Genomic DNA, 20553 nt, shown 5'->3' on the forward strand with positions numbered 1-20553 from the left:
TGCCTGACGCCACTGCTTGGCAGCGCACCAAACACCCACGCTTATCGGCTGTTAATTTTTAAAGAACTGTTTCGCTTTCTCGACCACCGCCTTGCTGCTTTGTCTGCAGCGCCGTGATCAGCGAAGAACGCAATTATGGCACCGTTTTGGACGTGTGCGCAAGTCTTTTCTCAAAAAAGTTGAAGAAGATGCGCGGAGCCCTGAAAAGCACTCCTGCGCTGCGTCAGGAGGGTGGGCTGCAGGTGCTGCGCGCAGAGGGGCTCACGCGGACTCACGCGAGGGTGGCGTGAGGCACTCGGCTGGGATCGGGCGTGAAAAAGCCGCCCGAAGGCGGCTGTGCGTGGGATGAAGAACAAAGCCCCGGTCGCCAGGGGCCAGCCACATCACTCGACGGCCTTGACCATGTCTTCGACAACCTTCTTGGCGTCGCCAAAAACCATCATGGTCTTGTCCATGTAGAACAGCTCGTTGTCGAGGCCGGCGTAGCCGCTGGCCATGGAGCGCTTGTTCACGATCACGGTCTTGGCCTTGTAGGCTTCCAGGATGGGCATGCCGTAGATGGGGCTGCCCTTGACGTGGGCGGCCGGGTTCACCACGTCGTTGGCACCCAGGATGATGGCCACGTCGGCCTGGCCGAACTCGGCGTTGATGTCTTCCATCTCGTGCACCTGGTCGTAGGGCACTTCGGCTTCGGCGAGCAGCACGTTCATGTGGCCGGGCATGCGGCCTGCCACGGGGTGGATGGCGTACTTCACGCTGACGCCCTTTTCGGTCAGCTTGGCGGCCAGCTCCTTCACGGCGTGCTGGGCGCGGGCCACGGCCAGGCCGTAGCCAGGCACGATGATGACCGACTCGGCATTGCCCAGGATGAAGGCGGCGTCGTCGGCCGAGCCGCTCTTGACGTTGCGCTGCTGCTGGGCACCACCGGCCGTGGCGGCTGCGGCGTCACCCCCGAAGCCACCCAGGATCACGTTGAAGAACGAGCGGTTCATCGCCTTGCACATGATGTACGAGAGGATGGCACCGGACGAACCCACCAGCGAGCCGGCGATGATCAGCATGGAGTTGTTCAGCGAGAAGCCGATGCCCGCGGCCGCCCAGCCCGAGTAGCTGTTGAGCATCGACACCACCACAGGCATGTCGGCGCCGCCAATGGGGATGATGATCAGCACGCCCAGGATGAAGCTCAGGACGATCAGGGCCAGGAACAGGTCCATGCGCTGGGTGGCCATGAAGGTGCCGATGAGGGCGACCAGGGCCAGGCCCAGCACCAGGTTCAGCATGTGCTGGCCCTGGAACACCACCGGGGCACCCTGGAACAGGCGGAACTTGTACTTGCCGCTGAGCTTGCCGAAGGCGATGACCGAACCCGAGAAGGTGATGGCGCCAATGGCCGCACCCAGAGAGAGTTCGAGCAGGTTGCCCACCGGGATGGCCGGCAGACTGCCGTCAGCGGGCTTGGGCACGATCTGGAAGGCGTAGGGCTCGGCGACCACGGCCACGGCGATGAAGACCGCGGCCAGGCCGATCATGCTGTGCATGAAGGCGACCAGCTCGGGCATCTTGGTCATTTCGACGCGCTTGGCCATGATGGCGCCGGCACCGCCGCCCACGACCAGGGCGCCCAGCACGTAACCCAGGCCTTCGCTGAACGAGACGTTCAGGTCAGCGGCCTGTTGATGGATCAGGCCCACGGTGGTGAGCACGGCAATGGTCATGCCGACCATGCCGAAAAGGTTGCCGCGGATCGACGTGGTCGGGTGGCTCAGGCCCTTCAAGGCCTGGATGAAGCACACCGAGGCGACCAGGTACAGCAGCGCAATGAGGTTCATGCTCATTTACTTGGCCCCCGCCTTCTTGTCTTTCTTCTTGAACATCTCCAGCATGCGGCGCGTGACGAGGAAGCCCCCGAACACGTTCACCGCCGCCAGCGCGACGGCCAGCACGCCCATGGTCTTGCCCAGGGGCGTGACCGTGAGGGCCGCAGCCAGCATGGCACCGACGATGACGATGGCCGAGACGGCGTTGGTCACCGCCATCAGCGGCGTGTGCAGGGCGGGGGTCACCGTCCAGACCACGTGATAGCCGACATAAATGGCCAGCACAAAGATGGTCAGGTTGATGACGACGTGGGAAATGGCTTCCATCGAAGTCTCCAGGGGTCCAGTCAATCGGTCAGGCGCCGCAAGCGCTCGGGTCAGAACTTGCGGATTTCCTTGATGCGGTTCTGGCCGTCCAGCAGGACGACCTTGGGCTTGTGGGAAGACACCTCGGCGTCGGTCATGGGGCCGTAGGTGCAGATGATCATGAGATCACCGACCTGGGCCCGACGCGCCGCCGCACCGTTGAGCGAAATGACACCCGAGCCCCGGGGGGCCTTGATGACATAGGTCGCGAAGCGCTCGCCGTTGTTGATGTTGTAGAGCTCGATGTACTCGAACTCTTTCATGTCGGCCGCGTCGAGCAGGTCTTCGTCGATGCCGCACGAACCTTCGTAGTGAAGGTCGGCTTCGGTCACGGTGGCGCGGTGCAGCTTGGCCCGCAGCATCATTCTTTGCATGGTGTACTTCCTCAGTCAGTGTGGGGCGCGCGGACCCGGGTCAGCTGCGAAGCAGCTGGCCGTCACGACACATCAGGCAAGCCTTGACGATGTCGTCTTCCAGGTCGATGTGGAACTGGCCCTCTTTGTTGAAGACCAGCTTGAGGAAGTCCAGCACGTTGCGCGCATACAGTGAGGACGAGTCGGCGGCCACCAGGGCGGGCAGGTTGGTTTCGCCCACCAGGGTGACGCCATGCTTGACGACGGTCTGGCCGGCTTCGGTCAGGGGGCAGTTGCCACCGGCCGGCGCCGCCAGGTCGACGATGACCGAGCCAGGCTTCATGGACTTGACCATCTCTTCGGTGACGAGCACCGGCGCGGCGCGGCCCGGGATCAGGGCCGTGGTGATGACCACGTCGGCCTGGGCCACGCGCTTGGCGACTTCCACCTTCTGGCGGTCGAGCCAGGACTGCGGCATCGGGCGGGCGTAACCACCCACACCTTCGGCAGCTTCCTTCTCTTCGGCCGTTTCGTAGGGCACGTCGATGAACTTGGCGCCCAGCGATTCGACCTGTTCCTTGACGGACGGACGGACGTCGGACGCTTCGATGACGGCACCCAGGCGCTTGGCCGTGGCAATCGCCTGCAAGCCGGCCACGCCCACGCCCAGGATGACGACGCGGGCGGCCTTGATGGTGCCGGCAGCGGTCATGAGCATGGGAAACAGGCGCTGGTACTTGTCGGCGGCGATCATGACGGCCTTGTAGCCGGCGATGTTGGCCTGCGACGACAGCACGTCCATGCTCTGGGCACGGGTGGTGCGGGGCGCTGCTTCCAGGGCGAAGGCCGTGATGTTGGCCGAAGCCAGGGCCTGCAGGTTGTCCTTGTCGAACGGGTTGAGCATGCCCACCAGCACGGCGCCGGGCTTCATGAGCGCGCGTTCGTCGGCGCTGGGCGAGCGGACCTTGAGCACCATGTCGGCGCCCAGGGCGCCTGCCGCATCGGTGATCTCGGCGCCGGCCGCCACGTAGGCGTCGTCGATGGCGCTGGCAGCGATGCCGGCACCGGTTTGCACACGCAGGGTGTGACCCTGGGCCTTGAGTTTCTTGACGGTCTCGGGCGTGACAGCCACACGGGTTTCACCCGCGACAGTTTCCAGGGGTATGCCGATCAGCATACGACGGTCTCCTTCGAGGAAGCGGTTGCCCGCCAGGGCCCTTCGCCATGCGGCGCAAGGGCACGAATCGGTGTCTCAAGATGTGAGATGTCTCGCAGACCTGAGGAGGATACACAGGAACGGACGAGAAAAAGGCCCGCGGCGCACCAGGATCGCTGGATGCACAGGGCCCCTTGCGCGAGCCGGGGCTCGCACTGACAATGCTTGTTGTCAGACCGATGATACCCGAGGACCTGGGTGAAGCGCCATCTCCCGAACCGAGGGGGCCCCGAAACAGGTCATGCGCCCGACACGGGCTTGTCAGATAATGCTGGGCTCATGAAACCCGCCAACCTCACAGCCGCCGGCGAGCAGGCCCTGACTGCCGCCATGACCGCCGCCCAGACTGTCGCGCCCACGCCGAAAGTGCGCTGGAAGCCGAACGTCACCGTGGCGGCGGTGATCGAGCACGAGGGACGGTTCCTGCTGGTGGAAGAAGACACGTCGGACGGCTTGTTGCTGAACAACCCGGCCGGTCACCTGGACCCGGGTGAGACGCCCGAGCAGGGCGTGATCCGTGAGACGCTGGAAGAAACCGCCTGCCGGTTCACGCCAGAGCACTTTCTGGGGCTGTTCATGTCGCGTTTCCGCCGCACTCGCACGGGCGAGGACATCACCTACCTGCGCCTGGCCTATGCCGGCTCGGTGTCGGCGCCCGACCTGAGCCTGACCCTGGACGAAGGCATTGTGCGCACGGTGTGGATGACGGCCGACGAGATCCGGGCCTGCCCGGAGCGCCACCGCAGCCCGCTGGTGCTGGAGTGCCTGGAGGCCTACCTGGCCGGCCAGCGCTTCCCGCTGGACATCGTCAAGGCCCACAGCAGCCTGTTCACCCCGCCTGCCGCCGCCCGCGCGGCCTGATCTGCATGAGTTCCGGAACCCGTCACCGCGTGGTGGTGGGCCTCAGTGGCGGCGTCGACTCCGCCGTGACGGCCCATCTGCTGAAGCAACAGGGCCACGAGGTGGTCGGCATCTTCATGAAGAACTGGGAAGATGACGACGACAGCGAGTTCTGCTCGAGCCGTCAGGATTTCCTGGATGCGGCCAGCGTGGCCGACGTGATCGGCATCGAGATCGAGCACGTGAATTTCGCGGCCGACTACAAGGACCGGGTGTTCGCCGAATTCCTGCGCGAGTACCAGGCCGGGCGCACGCCGAACCCGGACGTGCTGTGCAATGCCGAGATCAAGTTCAAGGCCTTCCTGGACCACGCCATGCGCCTGGGCGCCGAGAAGATCGCCACAGGCCACTACGCCCGGGTGCGCTCGGTGGCCGATGCCCGCTTTGACGGGGGCCAGCGCTTCGAGTTGCTCAAGGGCCTGGACCCGTTGAAGGACCAGAGCTACTTCCTGCACCGCCTCAACCAGGCGCAGCTGAGCAAGACCATGTTCCCGGTGGGCGAGCTGCCCAAGACCGAGGTGCGCCGGATCGCCGCCGAGATTCAGCTGCCCAATGCGCGCAAGAAGGATTCGACCGGCATCTGCTTCATTGGCGAGCGGCCCTTCCGCGAATTCCTGAACCGCTACCTGAGCAACACCCCGGGCCCGATCAAGGACGACCGGGGCCGCACGCTGGGCGAGCACGTGGGCCTGAGCTTTTACACGCTGGGCCAGCGCAAGGGCATCGGCATTGGCGGCGTGAAGGAAAAGGGCGCGCCGCGCGGCGGGGGTGAACACGAGCCCTGGTTCGTGGCCCGCAAGGACATGGCAACCAACACCCTGTACGTGGTGCAGGGGCATGACCACCCCTGGCTGCTGCAGCACACGCTGGTGGCCCAGGACCTGAGCTGGGTGGACGGCCTGGGGCCGCAGGTGGGCGAGCACCCCATGGCGGCCAAGACGCGCTACCGGCAGGCCGATGCGGGCTGCAACGTGACGGGCGCGGATCCGCAACAGATTACGCTGTGCTTCCCCGAGGCGCAGTGGGCCGTGACGCCCGGCCAGTCGGCCGTGCTGTACCAGGGCGACGTGTGCCTGGGCGGCGGCGTGATCGCCTCGGCCGCCTGAGCGCTGCCCTTGCCCGGCCGGATGCTGCAATGACCTTGGACCCGCGCCCCATCGTGATCATGGACACGAACGCGCTGCTGGACTGGCGCGTGTTCAAGGACCCGGCGGCCCTGCCTGTGGCCCAGGCCATCGAGACAGGCACGGTGCGATGGCTGGCCAGCCCCTCGATGGAGCAGGAATGGCACCAGGTGTGGCCCCGCAGCTACCTGAAACACTGGGCGCCCGAGCCCATGCTGACCCTGACCGTGTTCGGCCATGCCGAATTCGTGGACGAGCCCCCACGCGGCCCCTGCCGCTGCAAGGACCCTGACGACCAGGTGTTCATCGACCTGGCCCTGCACGTGGGCGCGCGCTGGCTGTTCACGAAGGATGCGGCCCTGCTGAAGCTGGCCCGTCGCGCTCGCCCGCTGGGCACCGGGGTGACCAGCCTGCAAAAATGGGTGGCGGCCGGCAGCCCCTGGACCCTGGAATGACCTGGATGACACACCCGATGCAACCAACGCCACACCCCCATCGCCGCGCCGTGCTGGGCCTGAGCGCCCTGGCCCTGGGCGCCGCCTGGCTGACGGGGTGCAGCACCGTGACCCAGATGCTGGCCCCGCGCACCGTGGAGATCAGCAAGACGGAACTGCTGAACAAGATGGCCTCGCAGTTCCCGATGCGCAACACGGTGATGGACCTGTTCGACGTGGAATGCGCCGCGCCCCGCCTGAACCTGCAGCCCGATTCGAACCGGGTGCTGGCCGATGTGGACCTGTCGGCGCGCGACCGGCTGTTTTCCAAGCAGTACCAGGGCAACCTGTGGATGAGCTTCAGGCTGCGGTACGAACCACGCGACCAGACCATCCGGCTGCAGAACGTGACCGTGGACCGCATTGCCTTCAAGGGCCTGCCGGCCAGCTACGAGAAGCACCTGACCAAATTGGGCGCCTGGCTGGCCGAAGACCGGCTGCAGAACTACGTGGTGCACCGGTTCAGCCCGGAAGACCTGATGAAGGCCGACAAGCACGGCCTGACGGTCACCGACATCAAGATCACCCAGAAGGGCCTGGCGATCCAGCTGGCGCCCAAGTCCTGACGTGGGACTTCCGACACGTCGTGACGGAGACGCCCTGGCGCATCCGATCAAGTGCAGGCACTTTCACCGGACAAACAGATGAGCGGCATCTTCCCTGACAAGCCCCTGGAGGGCTTTGCCAAGGCCTTCCTGGAAGGCATTCCCTACGCCCGCGTGGCCGGCATGACGGCCACGGCCGTGTCGAAGGCGCGTGCGTCGGTGAGCATGAAAGCCGATGCGGCCTGGACGGGCCATGCCTCGGCCGAGCAGATTCACCCCGGGGTGGCCACGGTGCTGGCCGACACGGCCTGTGGCGTGGCCGTGGGCACCGCGATGGACCCGGTGGGCCCGTATGCCACGCTGGACCTGCGCATGGACTACCTGCGCCCGGCCCGCGCCGGCTCGGTGCTGCGCTGCGATGCGCACTGCCACCGCCTGTCGCGCAGCGTGGCCTTTGTGCGGGGCGAGGTGTTTCAGGAGGGTGCGGATGAGCCGGTGGCCGCTGTGAGCGCCACCTTCATGCTGGCCACCGCCAACACACGCCGGCAGGACCTGCCGCCGCCCCCGAAAGACGATGCGCGCACCGCCGGTGGCCCGGCCAGCCCCCAGGCCCCCTGGGCCGGCACCCCGGCGCTGCCACTGGGCACCTCGCCTTATGTGGAATTCCTGGGCATCGAGCGCATGCCCGCGGCCGACGGACAGGAAGGCGACACCTTCCGCATGCCCTTCAAGCCCGAGCTGATCGGCAACCCGGTGCTGCCGGCGCTGCACGGCGGTGTGGTGGCCGGGTTTGCGGAATCGGCGGCGCTGCTGCACCTGATCTACGGCAACCCGCACCTGGCGCCGCACGCCCCGCGTGGCGTGGACTTCGCCATCGACTACCTGCGATCGGCCAAGCCCATCGACACCTTCGCCCGTTGCACCACCGTGCGCCAGGGCAGCCGTGTGGCGCTGGTGCAGGTGACGGTGTGGCAGGACGACGAGCGCAAACCCATCGTGAGTGCGCGCTGCCACTGCCTGCTGCCGCAGGGCTGAGCCCAGCGCAAGCCACCTCCCTCAGCCCTGGGCGCGGGCCATCCAGGCCTGAAGGTGCTGCACCTGTTCGGGCGTGCAATGCACCCCCAGGCCGGTGCGACGCCACAGCACATCGTCGGCCGTGCGGGCCCATTCGTGGCGCACCAGGTGCTGCAATTCATGCTCGTGCAGACTCGGCAGCACTTCGTCCCCCAGGTCGGCACGGCTGCCGATGCCCTCCAGCATGACCACCACGGCAGAGCCGAACTGCTGCACCCAGCGGCGGGCCAGCCCCAGGTCGAGCCAGGGATGTTTGTGGCGCAACTGCTGCAGGAAGGTGTCCTGGTCGGTGGCCGGATCCACTTCCACCGGAATGTGATCGGCCAGGCGCCCACCGGGCAAGGTGGCGTGGCGGGTCCAGGGGTCTCGGTGGTCGGACAACGCCTCGCCGACCAGGCTGCCCGCCTCCTCGGCCGCCAGGCGCCACAGCGTGAAGGGCACCCCCCGCACGGCCACCCAGGGGCATGCGCCTTCGGCATGGTCGACGCCTGGCACGCGGCGCACGCGGCCGGCCACCCGGCGCGGCGCCGCCAGCACCGGATGGTGCACGACGCGGTGCCAGCGCACATCGGACGGTGCCAGCGAGCGCTGAAGATAGCGATTGGCCATCAGGAGCAGGGCCTGCACATCAGCCGAGACCCGTGCGGCCTTGTCAGCCTCGGTCGAATCGGGAAAGGACGGTTCCGGCCAGGGCACCGGTTGACGGAAGATGAGCAGCGCGTGCTCGCCGGCGGGCAACACCTCCAGCCACTGCCCTTGCACCCCCTGCAACACGAGCGCCCGACCGGCCTGGCCGATGGCGGGCACCAGGGCGTGCACCTGGCGCACCCATCCGCTGCGCGCGGCCGATGTGGCCGGGGCCTGCCCCAATGCCTCCTGGAGGCGATGCTGCACGGCCTCGTGTTCACCGCCCGCGGCATTGACCACGCAGCGTGCCAGCACCCGGGTGTGATGGGTGAGTCGGCCCTCGAGCGGCGCACGATGGGCCAGCAACACCTGCCAGCCCGCCTCGGAGGCCATGAACTGCTCGGCCCGCGCCCGCGTGAGCACGTGTCCGCCGTGGTCGCGCGCGTCCTGGGCACAGGCCACCGCCAGGCGGGCCTCGTGCCCCACCGCAGCGGGCAACACGAAACCTTCGGCCCACGAGGGCTGCAGCCCCCAGCCCGGCGCCTCCTGGCCCAGATCAACGGCCTGAATGTCAGGCAGCAGCTGGCGTGGCACAAGATGGTCGAGCATCCACATGCCCATCCTCATGCGCCACAAAGGACGCAGGGCTGGGTCATGCACCAGCAGACTGGGCTGCAGCCGCACCAGATGCGGTGCGGCATCGATCAGCGCCTCTCGCTCGGTGAGCGCCAGGCGCAGGCTGTGCAGCTGACCGTGGGCCAGATCCTGGAGGCTGCCGCCCATCCACTGCGGCGCAGGGGCGGCACTGCGTTGGCCGAGATCGCCCTGCTCGCACAGGATGACCGACCAACCGCGACCGGCCAGGTCGCGCGCAGTGGCAGCCCCCTGCAGCCCGCCGCCGACCACCAGCACATCGCACCGGGCGTCATAGCTCGGCTCGGGCGTCAAGGAGGGCTCGGATTGCATGGACATGCCTGAATGGTAGAGGCTCTTGAGGCACCACCTGTGGCAGGGTGGACCCTGTCACACACCTGAATTACAGTGCAGGCGTTGCAAACGGACGCCGAGCGCACAGGAGACCCGCATGCCTTCCCCACGCAGTGACGAATGGAAACCCAACCCCAGGCAGTTGTCGCTGCTGGAAGAGGTGAGGGCCCGCGGGGCGGTGTCGGTCGAACGGCTGGCGCAACGGCTGGATGTGACCCTTCAGACGGTGCGCCGCGATGTCCAGCGACTCCATGAAGCGGGCCTGCTGTCGCGTTTTCACGGCGGTGTGAGCCTGCCGAGCATGAACCCGCTGCGCAGCACGGCCCCCGCGCAGGCCTGGCAAGAACGCCAGGCCTTGCAAGCAGACGCCAAGGCTCGGGTGGCGGCGTCGGTTGTTGCGGCGATCCCGGATGGCGCCACGATCATGCTGGGCATCGGCACCACCATCGAGGCCGTGGCCAAGGCCCTGCATGCCCGGCGCGACATCACGGTCATCACCCACAGCCTGCCGGTGGCCCGGGTGCTGGCCGACAACCCTCACTGCCTGGTCAAGGTGCCTGGCGGGCAACTGCGTCGCCGCGACAGTGCGCTGGAAGGGCCGGACACAGCCGATGCCATGCGGCAGTACAAGGTGGACATCGCCATCCTGTCGGCCATGGGTGTGTCCGCCGAGGGGCACCTGCTGGACCGAGACGAACGGGAGTTGCCCGTTCTGCAGAGCATGCTGTGCCGCGCCGAACAGGCCTGGCTGGTGGTCGATGCGAGCAAGTTCCAGCAGAACGAGCCCACCGTGGCTGGCCATGTGCAGGACATGCGCCGGGTGTTCACCGACGCCCTTCCGCCGGCACCCCTGCCCGCCCAGATGCAGGCCTGGGGCGTGCGCCTGACCATCGCCCCCTGAGCTGGCAGGCAGGGGCTCGCCCAGGCAGGCAACACTGCCCGGCAAGGCAACGGCATGCGTGAATTTGCCTCTTTTTGGGGCACCCAAGCTGGGGGTGTGCACCAGGCACCCGTGCGTCCACAATGCGCCATCTGCCCAGGAGGTCCTGGGTGAATGCCCTTACAGGAGACACCCATGCGCGCACTGACCCCTTTTGAAGCCACCCGCGTGACGGGCGCCACTGGCTGCCGTCCGGCCCCCAGCTGCCAACCCGCCCCCACCACCTGCCAGCCCCGCAAGTCGGCCCTGACCTGCCTGGTGGACTTCGCCTACTTCACGGCGTCGCTGTTCAAGCCCCGCGCATGCAAGCCGACCCCGCCTGCTTGCGGTGGCACCACCCCTGCCCCCACCCCCACGAATCCCCCAGTCGATCTGTGAGTCGCCTCAGGCGATACTGGGCGTGACACGACACTCGTGTCATCGCAGCAAGGCCGCGATCTGCGGCCTTTGTTGTTTCTGTGCCCCTGTCGCTCACCTGCTGCGCTCTTGAACCGCCTGCCTGTTTCGATCTGACCGTGCCCCGCTCTCTGATGTCCACCTGGGTGATGCTGTCGCTGGCCTCGGCTGCCCTGATCGCCGCCCAGCCTGTCCTGGCCCAGCACCAGGACACACCGCTGCAATTGGCGTTCAGCGCCACACTGGGCCACGTGCCAGCCGAACGCGCGCCAGCCCCGGCAGCGGCGCGCGCGGCCACCGGCTGGGCCGAAGTGCTGCTGCAGGCCGATGGCCATGCCGCCGCTGTGCGTGCGGCTCAGGCTGGCGCCGATGCCGCAGGATATGCGCGTGACCAGGCCTGGGCCCAGGCCTGGATGCCACGCCTGGACCTGGCGGCCAGCACCGCACGAGACCGGCAACAGGTCAACGACAACCCCAGCATCCGCACACCCAGCACGTCGCTGGCCATGACGGCCACCCTGCCCCTGTGGCGTGCCGCCGACCGTGCGGTGGTCTCGACCCAGGACGCCCTGCGCGAAGCCGCACAGTGGCAGGCCCGGGCCACACGCACCCAGGTGGCCCAGGACACCAGCACCGCCTACCTGGCCTGGGTGGAGGCGCTGGAGCAGGCCCGCCAGCTGCGCGCCCAACAGGCCGTGCTGCGCAGTCAGTTGCAGATCAATGAGCGGCGGCTGCAAGGGGGGGCAGGCACGGTGCTCGACACGCTGGAAACCCGCACACGGCTGGCCCAGACCGACGCGTTGCTCAACGAGCAACTGCGCGTGGCCGACGGCCAGGCCCTGACCCTGCAGCGCCTGACCGGCCTGCCCCCCCGCGCACCCGCCGGCTTTCAGGCCCTCACGGGGATGTTGCCCGAGGTGGTGCCCCCACAAGACGAGGCCCTGGCCCAGGCCGAGGCCCGCAACCCGAGCTGGCAACAGGCTCGGCTGCAAGCCGCTGCCACGCGGGCGACCGTGCGCACGCGCCAGGCCGAAGGCTGGCAGCCCACGGTGGATGCCTTCGCCAGCACCAGCCGACTCAAGCAGGTGCCCAAGCTGGAAGGCTTCAGCCAGAGCGAGACCACCCGCAGCCAGTCGATGGGCGTGCAACTGAACTGGGCGCTGTTCAGCGGCGGGGCCCAGACCAGCCGCATCAAGGAAGCCGGGGCCCAACTCGCACAGGCCCAGGCGCAGCTCGACGACACCCGCGAGCAGGTGCTGACCCGCCTGGCCGACGCCTACCAGACACTGGCCCGGGCCCGCCTGCAGATGAGCCGCCAGCGCGAAGTGGAAACCACCGCACAGGCCACGTTCGATGCCGTGCGCAAGGCCTTCGTGGCCGGCGTGCGCACCAACCAGGACCTGCTCGACGCCCAGCAGCAGATCCTCTCGGCCCGCCAGGCCCTGGTGTCGGCCACCGTGGCCGGCCTGAACGCCCAGGTGAACATCCTGGCCCTGCTGGACCGCCTGGACGCCGAACGCGTGGCGCCACTGGCCCCCCTGATCAGCCCCCTGCCTCCCGAAGACACCCCATGAGTGAAGACGCCCAATCGCTGTTCCGGCAGGAGGTGCTGCAGGCCAAGTCCGACACGGCCGCCGGCGCCCCCTTGCACATCCAGCCCGTGCGTGCGGGCACCCTGACCGCCTTTTTCGCGCTGCTGGCCGTGGCCGCCATCGGCGTGCTGGTGTTCGGCTCGTACACCAAGAAAGAACGTGTGCAGGGCCTGCTGCAGCCAGAAGGCGGCGTGGCCCAGATCCTGCCGCCCGAAACCGGCGTGGTGCGCCAGGTGCGCGTGAAAGAAGGCCAGACCGTGAAGGCCGGCGACCTGATCGCCGAGATCAGCCAGGAACGGTTTTCTGACGCCGGCAACACCCAGGCCCTGATCGAGTCGAGCCTGAACCAGCAACGCACGCAGGTGCAGGAGCAGGCCGAGGGCCAGAATGCGGCCCACCAGGCCACCCTCGCAGGGCTCGACCAGCGCATCGCGCAGGGGCGCCGCGACCTGATCGCCACCTTGGAAGAAATGCGCCTGCAGGAACAGCAGATCGCCTCGGCCAGCAAGCTGCTGAAACAGCTGCAACCCCTGGCCGAAGAAAAGATCATCTCCGACCTGCAGTACGAGCAGCAACGCCAGGCCCTGCTGGACCAGACCGCCCGCCTGCAGGCCCTCAAGCGCCAGAAAAGCGCCACCGAGGCCGACCTGGCCCAGGCCCAGGACGAGCGCCAGAAGCAGGCCGCCCAGCACCGTGTGACCCGCGCAGGCCTGGACCGGGACATGCTCAGCCTGCAACAGGAACAACTGCAGCGCCGCTCGGCCCGCGTGACCTGGCTGAAGGCTCCGTTTGACGGCACCATCTCGGGCCTGCTGGCCACCCCGGGCCAGAGCGTGGGCCCCAGCACCGTGATCACCTCGGTGGTGCCGGCCGAATCGAAGCTCGAAGCCGTGCTGTACGTGCCCAGCACGGCCATGGGCTTCATCAAGGCAGGCCAGCACGTGCGCATCAGCTACGACGCCTTCCCCTACCAGCGCTTCGGCCAGTACGCCGGCACCGTGCGCAGCGTGTCACAGACCGACGTGCCCGTGCAGACCGGCAACGGCCAGGACCGCCGTGCCGTGTTCCTGGTGCGCGTGGCGCTGAGCACCGACCGCATCCAGGCCTATGGCGCCGACATCGCCCTGCGCCCCGGCCACTCCCTGACGGCCGACATCGAACTCGACCGGCGCCGCCTGTACCGCTGGATGCTCGACCCCCTGTTCGCCTTCAGCGGCAAGCTCTGACATGACGCCCAATGTGCTTTCCCTGTGGCCGCGCCGCCGCGTGCCCCTGATCCTGCAGTCGGAAGCGGCTGAATGCGGCCTGGCCTGCATCGCCATGGTGGCCAGCGCCCACGGCCACGACACCGACCTGCTGACCCTGCGTCGTCGCTTCGAACTGAGCTCACGCGGGGCCTCGCTGGCCCGCCTGATGGAGATCTCGGAGCAGCTGGGCTTAGCCAACCGCGCCCTGCGTCTGGAGCTCGACGAGCTGCCCCAGCTGCAGACGCCCTGCCTGCTGCACTGGGACCTCAACCACTTCGTGGTGCTGACGCGCGCCGACGGCCAGAAAATCACCATCCTCGATCCGGCCGTGGGCGAGCGCACGCTGACCATGAAAGAGGTCAGCCCGCACTTCACGGGTGTGGCGCTCGAACTGTCGCCCACCACCGGCTTTCAGAAAAAGCAGGACCGCACGCCCTTCGACATCCGCGTGCTCTTCACCGGCCAGGGCCACTTGTGGCGCGCCTTTGGCCAGATGGCCCTGCTGTCGCTGGTGCTGGAGGTGTTCAGCATCCTGATGCCCATGCTCAGCCAGTGGATCGTGGACGACGTGGTGGTCACGCGCGATGCGCCCCTGCTGGCCATGCTGGCCATGGCCATCTTCCTGGCTGCGGTGATGTCCGAAGGCACACGCCTGCTGCGCAGCTGGATCGTGCTGGGGGCCAGCCAGAGCTGGCGCATGGCCTCGAGCACCAACGTGTTCCGCTACATGCTCAAGCTGCCGCTGTCGTACTTCGACAAGCGACACACGGGCGATGTGCTCTCGCGCTTCGGCTCGGTCGACACCATCCAGGACACCATCACCACCAACCTGGTCGAAGCCGTGCTGGACGGCGTGGTCAGCCTGGTCACGCTGGGCCTGATGTACATGTACAGCCCCACGCTGGCCAGCATCGTGCTGGGCGTGGCCGTGCTGCATGCGCTGATGCGCTTTGCCGTGTTCGGCCCCTACCGCCAGGCCGCCGAAGAGCTGATCGTGCGCCAGGCCAATGCCCAGACCTTCCTGCTGGAAACGCTGCGCGGCGTGGCCGCCATCAAGTTCTTCGCCAAGCCGGGCTGGCGCGTGGCGGGCTGGATGAACCAGCAGGCCGCCATGATCAATGCGCACGTCAAGCAGCAGCGCATCAGCATGCTGTACCAGGGCGTGAACGGCCTGATCAGCGCCGTGGAGCAGGCCCTGGTGCTGTACCTGGCCGCCCAGATGATCCTGGACGAGCAGTTCTCCATCGGGATGCTGGTGGCCTTCCTGGCCTACAAGGGGCAGTTCCTGCAGCGCGCCTCGGAACTGCTGGAGCGCGTGATCAGCCTGCGCCTGATGAAGCTGCAGGGCGAGCGCCTGGCCGACATCGTGCTGAGCGAGGTGGAGACGCCCTCCCCCGCCGGCGCGCTGCAAAGCCTCAACCCCGACGAGCCCCTGGTGCTGGAGGCGCGCAACGTGACCTTCCGCTACGCCGCAGGCGAAGAGCCCATCCTGAACCAGGTGAACCTGACACTGCGCACCGGCCAGGCCGTGGCCGTGGTGGGTCCCTCGGGCTGCGGCAAGAGCACGCTGATGAAGATCCTCTCGGGGCAGGTGCAGCCGGAGTCGGGCGAGGTGCTGCTCAATGGCGTGCCCATCCAGCGCCTGGGCGCCGAGGCCTTCCGCTCGGTGCTGGGCACCGTCTTCCAGGACGACCAGCTGTTTTCGTGCTCGATCTACGACAACATCGCCATGAACGATGTCGAGGCCACGCCCGAGAAGGTGGCCCAGGCGGCGGCCCGCGCCTGCGTGCACGACGACATCCTGCGCATGCCCATGGGCTATCAGACCCTGGTGGGCGGCATGGGCGCCACGCTGTCGGGCGGGCAAAAGCAACGCATCTTGCTGGCCCGCGCCCTGTACAAGAACCCCCGCTTCCTGTTGCTGGACGAATACACCAGCCACCTCGACTTCGACACCGAATACCACGTGCAGCAGTCGATCAATGCCCTGGGCAGCGGCCGCTTCATCATCACGCACCGCCGCCACAGCCTGAGCGAAGGCGACGAGGTGTACATGCTGTGGGGCGGCCAGCTCATGAAACAGGCCGAGTTCGAGGCACGGCTGGCCGAGGCCACACAGCAAGACCCTCAAGGGCTGCCAGGGCAATGACCCCACGCACCAAGCCCCGGGAACTCACGGACGCGCACCATGCCGGCTTGCGGCATCATGGGCGGGGTTTTGCTTCAGTGAACATGAAACACATTCAACGCTTGTCTGCGCTGCTCCTGCTGTGTGCCTCGGCCCTGTCCCAGGCACAAGGTTTGCCCGCCAACCCGAACTACGAAGGTCATTACGAGTCGGGTTGCACCGAAGTGGCTGCCGAGCTGTACACCCGCGACGTCATGGTCGTGGGGCCAGGCCAGCAAAACCACCGAGTGCGTTACGCCAAAGCCCTGTATGACCCGGGCCCATGCGACGCCAGCGGGTTCATTGGCCTGCTGGAATTGCCCGAGGGCACCTGGAAGCTGGAGAAGAAGCGGACGCAAAACCAGCGCCTCGTGGACCTGGTGGCCGTGGTGCTGCCACGGGGCATGATCCGCATCACCCATGCCCGGGAAGGCCGGATCGAAGAAACGCCTGACAGCTGGCTGATCCGCACCCAAAATGGCGAGAAAGTCACGGTCGAGAAAGAAGCCGCCATGAGTTCCGATCTCGACCTGCGCTGGCTGTCGGCAGACGGCCTGCTCCATGTGGGGCAAGCACAAGGCCCTCGCGGCGCTGACGGCTACCTGCAGGACCTCGATCTGGAAAACCCTCTCAAGCGCCTGGACATGCCCAGCTACCTGGCCCCCAAGACCCCCCGTCAACCATGAAATTCGCTTCCCTGTTTCTGCGCACTCTCAGCGCGGCCACCGTTCTGGGCCTGACCGCATGTGGCGGCGGTGGTGACACCGGCCCGACATGGGCGCAAGACCTCAAGACCAACGCGCAACAGGGTTTGCTCGAAGGTGATACCGCGGTATACGTGTATCAATCGGCCCAATGCAAGGAAGACTTTTTCCCCGGCCTGGGCTATCGTCAGCAACTCCAGTACCTGCAAACGAGCAACACGCGGCAGTTGCTGAGGCGAGAAACGTTTTTTTTCTACGAAGATTCCTCCTGCGCCAGCGAAGTCAGCTTTTCTTTGCGCTTTCCTGACGCGGTGATCTCAATCGATGGAAGCACCACCTTGGCGACAGGTGAACAGGTCCAGCAGGTCACTGTCAGCGTCCCCTCCGGTACGGCCGTACTGACACCAGTGGGCGATGCCGAATTGACGGCGAACGGCTCGGCGGTCATCACCAACAACGGGGTGTTTCAGGTGCCAGCGTACCCAGGCACGGTCGTGCCCAACATCCTGTACTTTTCGCCGGACATGCGCACCCACCAATTGGGCAACGAAAGTCAGTCACTGGCGCAGCAGTACCCCTCCGTGCTGAGCGACATGAAATATGACCTCAAGGCCACTCGGATTGGAGGATTCCAGACCAGTGGTCTTGAATGAACGCGCTGATTCTGCGGCCTTGCTGACCCGACTGACAGGCCTGAAGCGGCGCATCGTCCATGCCGCTTCTTTCGAAGTTCTGGCCATTGTGCTGGCCAGCGGGCTGATGGCCCTGGCCCAGCTGGCCAGCCCATCTCAGGGGCTGATGCTGTCTGCAGTGCTGTCCCTCATCGCCATGGCATGGAACATGGCATTCAATGCCTTGTTCGAACACTGGGAAGCTCGGCAGGCAGACACCCGCAGAACCCTGAAACGGCGTCTGGTACACACCGCTGGGTTCGAGGGCGGCCTGGTGCTGTGGACCGTTCCTGTGATCGCCTGGATGCTGGACATGCACTGGTGGCAGGCGCTGGTGACAGATCTGGGGCTGATGCTGTTTTTCTTGGTGTACACCTTCGTGTTCAACTGGGCGTTCGACCTCTTGTTCGGCCTGCCCGACCTGGGCCAAGCCCCACCGCCGGCCAACCCTTGAGTGCGGCAACCTGACACAGGGCGGATGACTCCGAGCGCATGAGGCCCGGGCCCAGGCCCCACCTTTCTATAATCCACAGATTCCACATCCCCAGGTGGTGGCAGCGCCATGCCGGCCCGGCCATCCCTGCAGCAGAACGCCGGGCACGCCCTGGCACCCCAGCCATGAGCACCACCCCAGACCACCAGACCTACGACCCCCGTGCCGTTGAGGCGCGCGCCCAGCAACACTGGGAAGGCCGAGATGCCTACCGCGTGACCGAGACCCCGGGCAAGAAGGCCTTCTACGCCTGCTCGATGCTGCCCTACCCCTCGGGCAAGCTGCACATGGGCCACGTGCGCAACTACACGATCAACGACATGCTCACGCGCTACCTGCGCATGAACGGTCACAACGTGCTGATGCCCATGGGCTGGGACGCCTTCGGCCTGCCCGCTGAAAACGCGGCGCTGAAGAACAAGGTGCCACCCGCCGGCTGGACCTACGACAACATCGCCTACATGAAGAAGCAGATGAAGGCGATGGGGCTGGCGATCGACTGGTCGCGCGAGATCGCCACCTGCCAGCCCGAGTACTACAAGTGGAACCAGTGGCTGTTCATCAAGATGCTGGAAGCCGGCATCTGCGAGCGCCGCACCCAGACCGTGAACTGGGACCCGGTCGACCAGACCGTGCTGGCCAACGAGCAGGTGATCGACGGGCGCGGCTGGCGCTCGGGCGCACTGGTGGAAAAGCGCGAGATCCCGGGCTACTACCTGAACATCACGAAGTACGCCGACGAACTGCTCGGCGCGGTGGCCAACCCGGACGACAAGAACTACCTGGCAGGCTGGCCCGAGCGCGTGCGCCTGATGCAGGAGAACTGGATCGGCAAGAGCGAAGGCGTGCGCTTTGCGTTTGCCCACGAGATCAAAGACGCCCAAGGCGCACTGATCAACCAGGGCCAGATGTGGGTGTTCACCACCCGCGCCGACACCATCATGGGCGTGACCTTCTGCGCCGTGGCCCCTGAGCACCCGCTGGCCGTGCACGCCGCCGCCACGAAGCCTGAATTGCAAGCCTTCATCGAAGAATGCAAGAAGGGCGGCACCACCGAAGCCGAACTGGCCACGCAAGAGAAGAAGGGCATGGCCACCGGCCTGTTCGTGACGCACCCCCTCACGGGCCAGCAGGTCGAGGTCTGGGTGGGCAACTACGTGCTGATGGGCTACGGTGACGGCGCCGTGATGGGCGTGCCCGCGCACGACGAACGTGATTTCGCGTTTGCCAAGAAGTACGGCATCGCCATCCAGCAGGTCATCGCCGTGGAGGGCGAAACCTTCAGCACCGACGCCTGGCAAGAGTGGTACGGCGACAAGCAGCGCGGCGTGTGCGTCAACAGCGACGCCCTGAACGGCCTGGGCCACAAAGAATCCGTGAACAAGGTGGCCGAGCTGCTGATCGCCAAGGGCGTGGGCGAGAAAAAGACCACCTGGCGCCTGCGCGACTGGGGCATCAGCCGCCAGCGTTACTGGGGCACGCCGATCCCCATCATCCACTGTGCCGACTGCGGCCCGGTGCCCGTGCCTGAACAAGACCTGCCCGTGCGCCTGCCCGAAGACGTGGTGCCCGATGGCAGCGGCAACCCGCTCAAGCAGCGCCTGGACTTCCTGAACGTGGGCTGCCCCAAGTGCGGCAAGCCGGCCCAGCGCGAAACCGACACGATGGACACCTTCGTGGATTCGAGCTGGTACTTCCTGCGCTACACCTGCGCCGACAACCACGGCGCCATGGTCGACGGCCGCACCGACTACTGGATGGCCGACGGCGGCATGGACCAGTACATCGGCGGCATCGAGCATGCCATCTTGCACCTGCTGTACGCCCGTTTCTGGACCAAGGTCATGCGTGACCTGGGCCTGATCAAGGTGGACGAGCCCTTCAAGAAGCTGCTGACCCAGGGCATGGTGCTCAACCACATCTACAGCCGTCGCACGGCCAAGGGTGGCAAGGAGTACTTCTGGCCGCACGACGTCGAGCACGTGCTCGACGGAGCCGGCAAGGTGGTGGGCGCCAGGCTGATCAATGCGGTCGACAGCGCCGATGGCGAACTGCCCGTGGGCACGGCCATCGACTACGAAGGCGTGGGCACCATGTCGAAGTCGAAGAACAACGGCATCGACCCGCAGCAGCTGATCGACACCTTTGGCGCCGACACGGCCCGCCTGTTCACCATGTTCGCCTCGCCGCCCGAGCAGACGCTGGAGTGGAACGACGCTGGCGTGGAAGGCGCGCACCGCTTCGTCAAGCGCGTGTGGAACTTCGGCGCCAAGCACGGTGCCCTGCTGAAAGACGCCGGCGCCGTGGTGCAGGCCGAGCTGAGCGCCGAAGCCAAGGCCCTGCGCCGCGAGGTGTACGTGGTGCTCAAGCAGGTCAGCTACGACTACGAGCGCATGCAGTACAACACCGTGGTGTCGGGCGGCATGAAGCTGCTCAACGCCCTGGAAGGCCACAAGGGCGCCACCACCCAGGACGCCGCCGTGCTGCGTGAAGGCTTCGGCATCTTGCTGCGCGTGCTGTACCCGGCCTGCCCGCACCTGACCCATGTGCTGTGGGAAGACCTGGGCCTGGCCGCCACCGATGGCGGCGACCTGCTGGACGCCCCCTGGCCCACCGTGGTCGAGGAGGCCCTGGTGCAGGACGAGATCGAGCTGATGCTGCAGGTCAATGGCAAGCTGCGCGGCGCCATCAAGGTGGCCCCCAGCGCCGACAAGGCTGCCATCGAGGCGGCAGCGCTGGCCAGTGAAGACTTCGCCAAATTCAGCGAAGGCAAGGCACCCAAGAAGGTCATCGTGGTGCCGGGCCGCCTGGTCAACGTGGTGGTGTAAGGTTCAGGC

At 66.7% G+C, this 20553-nt stretch carries 19 protein-coding genes; 14 read left to right on the forward strand and 5 right to left on the reverse strand.

Annotated elements, in window-relative coordinates; translation table 11 throughout:
• Positions 1–383 precede the first annotated feature (383 nt).
• Genes EYS42_RS16215 through EYS42_RS16230 form a run of 4 tightly spaced genes read right to left on the reverse strand, consistent with a single transcriptional unit; the run spans position 384 to position 3716 of the window.
• Positions 384–1838: an NAD(P)(+) transhydrogenase (Re/Si-specific) subunit beta gene (locus EYS42_RS16215; protein WP_130969253.1), complete on the reverse strand. Its 1455-nt coding sequence runs from the start codon at positions 1836–1838 to the stop codon at positions 384–386.
• Positions 1839–2147, reverse strand: a complete 309-nt coding sequence (locus EYS42_RS16220; RefSeq protein ID WP_058086304.1) for an NAD(P) transhydrogenase subunit alpha part 2 — start codon at positions 2145–2147, stop codon at positions 1839–1841.
• 50 nt (positions 2148–2197) lie between these two features.
• Positions 2198–2560 (reverse strand): aspartate 1-decarboxylase, encoded by a 363-nt coding sequence (gene panD / locus EYS42_RS16225; RefSeq protein WP_130969254.1) that lies wholly within the window; start codon positions 2558–2560, stop codon positions 2198–2200.
• Positions 2561–2600: 40 nt separating this feature from the next.
• Positions 2601–3716, reverse strand: a complete 1116-nt coding sequence (locus EYS42_RS16230) for a Re/Si-specific NAD(P)(+) transhydrogenase subunit alpha (RefSeq protein ID WP_130969255.1) — start codon at positions 3714–3716, stop codon at positions 2601–2603.
• 369 nt (positions 3717–4085) lie between these two features.
• On the opposite strand from EYS42_RS16230, the gene EYS42_RS16235 reads away from it, so the two are divergent.
• The 5 genes from EYS42_RS16235 (at position 4086) to EYS42_RS16255 (ending at position 7853) form a co-directional block, all read left to right on the forward strand.
• On the forward strand, positions 4086–4616 hold the full coding sequence (locus EYS42_RS16235) for an NUDIX hydrolase (protein ID WP_130969316.1): 531 nt from the start codon (positions 4086–4088) through the stop codon (positions 4614–4616).
• A 5-nt stretch (positions 4617–4621) separates the two neighbouring features.
• On the forward strand, positions 4622–5761 hold the full coding sequence (gene mnmA / locus EYS42_RS16240; RefSeq protein ID WP_130969256.1) for a tRNA 2-thiouridine(34) synthase MnmA: 1140 nt from the start codon (positions 4622–4624) through the stop codon (positions 5759–5761).
• A gap of 29 nt (positions 5762–5790) precedes the next feature.
• Positions 5791–6234, forward strand: coding sequence for a PIN domain-containing protein (locus EYS42_RS16245; protein WP_130969257.1), 444 nt, complete (start codon positions 5791–5793; stop codon positions 6232–6234).
• 17 nt (positions 6235–6251) lie between these two features.
• A complete protein-coding gene (locus EYS42_RS16250; RefSeq protein WP_130969258.1) occupies positions 6252–6839 on the forward strand; it encodes a DUF1439 domain-containing protein in 588 nt (195 codons plus the stop codon).
• A 78-nt stretch (positions 6840–6917) separates the two neighbouring features.
• Positions 6918–7853: a PaaI family thioesterase gene (locus EYS42_RS16255; protein ID WP_130969259.1), complete on the forward strand. Its 936-nt coding sequence runs from the start codon at positions 6918–6920 to the stop codon at positions 7851–7853.
• A 21-nt stretch (positions 7854–7874) separates the two neighbouring features.
• On the opposite strand, the gene EYS42_RS16260 is transcribed toward EYS42_RS16255, so the two are convergent.
• Positions 7875–9491 carry an FAD-dependent oxidoreductase gene (locus EYS42_RS16260; RefSeq protein WP_130969260.1) on the reverse strand — a complete coding sequence of 539 codons (1617 nt, stop codon included), beginning with the start codon at positions 9489–9491 and terminating at the stop codon, positions 7875–7877.
• 112 nt (positions 9492–9603) lie between these two features.
• Between EYS42_RS16260 and EYS42_RS16265 the strand changes: the two genes are divergently transcribed.
• The 9 genes from EYS42_RS16265 (at position 9604) to leuS (ending at position 20544) form a co-directional block, all read left to right on the forward strand.
• Positions 9604–10407, forward strand: coding sequence for a DeoR/GlpR family DNA-binding transcription regulator (locus EYS42_RS16265; protein ID WP_130969261.1), 804 nt, complete (start codon positions 9604–9606; stop codon positions 10405–10407).
• A 174-nt stretch (positions 10408–10581) separates the two neighbouring features.
• The gene (locus tag EYS42_RS16270) at positions 10582–10824 is read left to right on the forward strand and encodes a hypothetical protein (RefSeq protein ID WP_130969262.1); all 243 of its coding nucleotides are present in this window, start codon (positions 10582–10584) and stop codon (positions 10822–10824) included.
• 137 nt (positions 10825–10961) lie between these two features.
• Positions 10962–12416, forward strand: coding sequence for a TolC family protein (locus tag EYS42_RS16275; protein ID WP_130969263.1), 1455 nt, complete (start codon positions 10962–10964; stop codon positions 12414–12416).
• A complete protein-coding gene (locus tag EYS42_RS16280) occupies positions 12413–13660 on the forward strand; it encodes an HlyD family secretion protein (RefSeq protein ID WP_130969264.1) in 1248 nt (415 codons plus the stop codon). Before EYS42_RS16275 ends, EYS42_RS16280 begins: the two co-directional genes overlap by 4 nt.
• Position 13661: 1 nt before the next feature.
• On the forward strand, positions 13662–15830 hold the full coding sequence (locus EYS42_RS16285) for a peptidase domain-containing ABC transporter (RefSeq protein ID WP_130969265.1): 2169 nt from the start codon (positions 13662–13664) through the stop codon (positions 15828–15830).
• A gap of 83 nt (positions 15831–15913) precedes the next feature.
• Complete coding sequence (locus EYS42_RS16290; RefSeq protein ID WP_130969266.1) at positions 15914–16534, forward strand: hypothetical protein; 621 nt, start codon at positions 15914–15916, stop codon at positions 16532–16534.
• Complete coding sequence (locus EYS42_RS16295) at positions 16531–17205, forward strand: hypothetical protein (RefSeq protein ID WP_130969267.1); 675 nt, start codon at positions 16531–16533, stop codon at positions 17203–17205. The genes EYS42_RS16290 and EYS42_RS16295 overlap by 4 nt, the downstream gene beginning before the upstream one ends.
• Entirely contained in the window at positions 17198–17677 is a 480-nt protein-coding gene (locus tag EYS42_RS16300) for a PACE efflux transporter (protein WP_245503681.1), read from the forward strand. Before EYS42_RS16295 ends, EYS42_RS16300 begins: the two co-directional genes overlap by 8 nt.
• A 164-nt stretch (positions 17678–17841) precedes the next feature.
• Positions 17842–20544 carry a leucine--tRNA ligase gene (gene leuS / locus EYS42_RS16305; protein WP_130969269.1) on the forward strand — a complete coding sequence of 901 codons (2703 nt, stop codon included), beginning with the start codon at positions 17842–17844 and terminating at the stop codon, positions 20542–20544.
• The last annotated feature ends 9 nt before the right edge of the window (positions 20545–20553 follow it).

Origin of the sequence: Aquabacterium lacunae, from assembly GCF_004310865.1 — a bacterium.
Classification (GTDB): Bacteria; Pseudomonadota; Gammaproteobacteria; order Burkholderiales; family Burkholderiaceae_C; genus Aquabacterium; species Aquabacterium lacunae.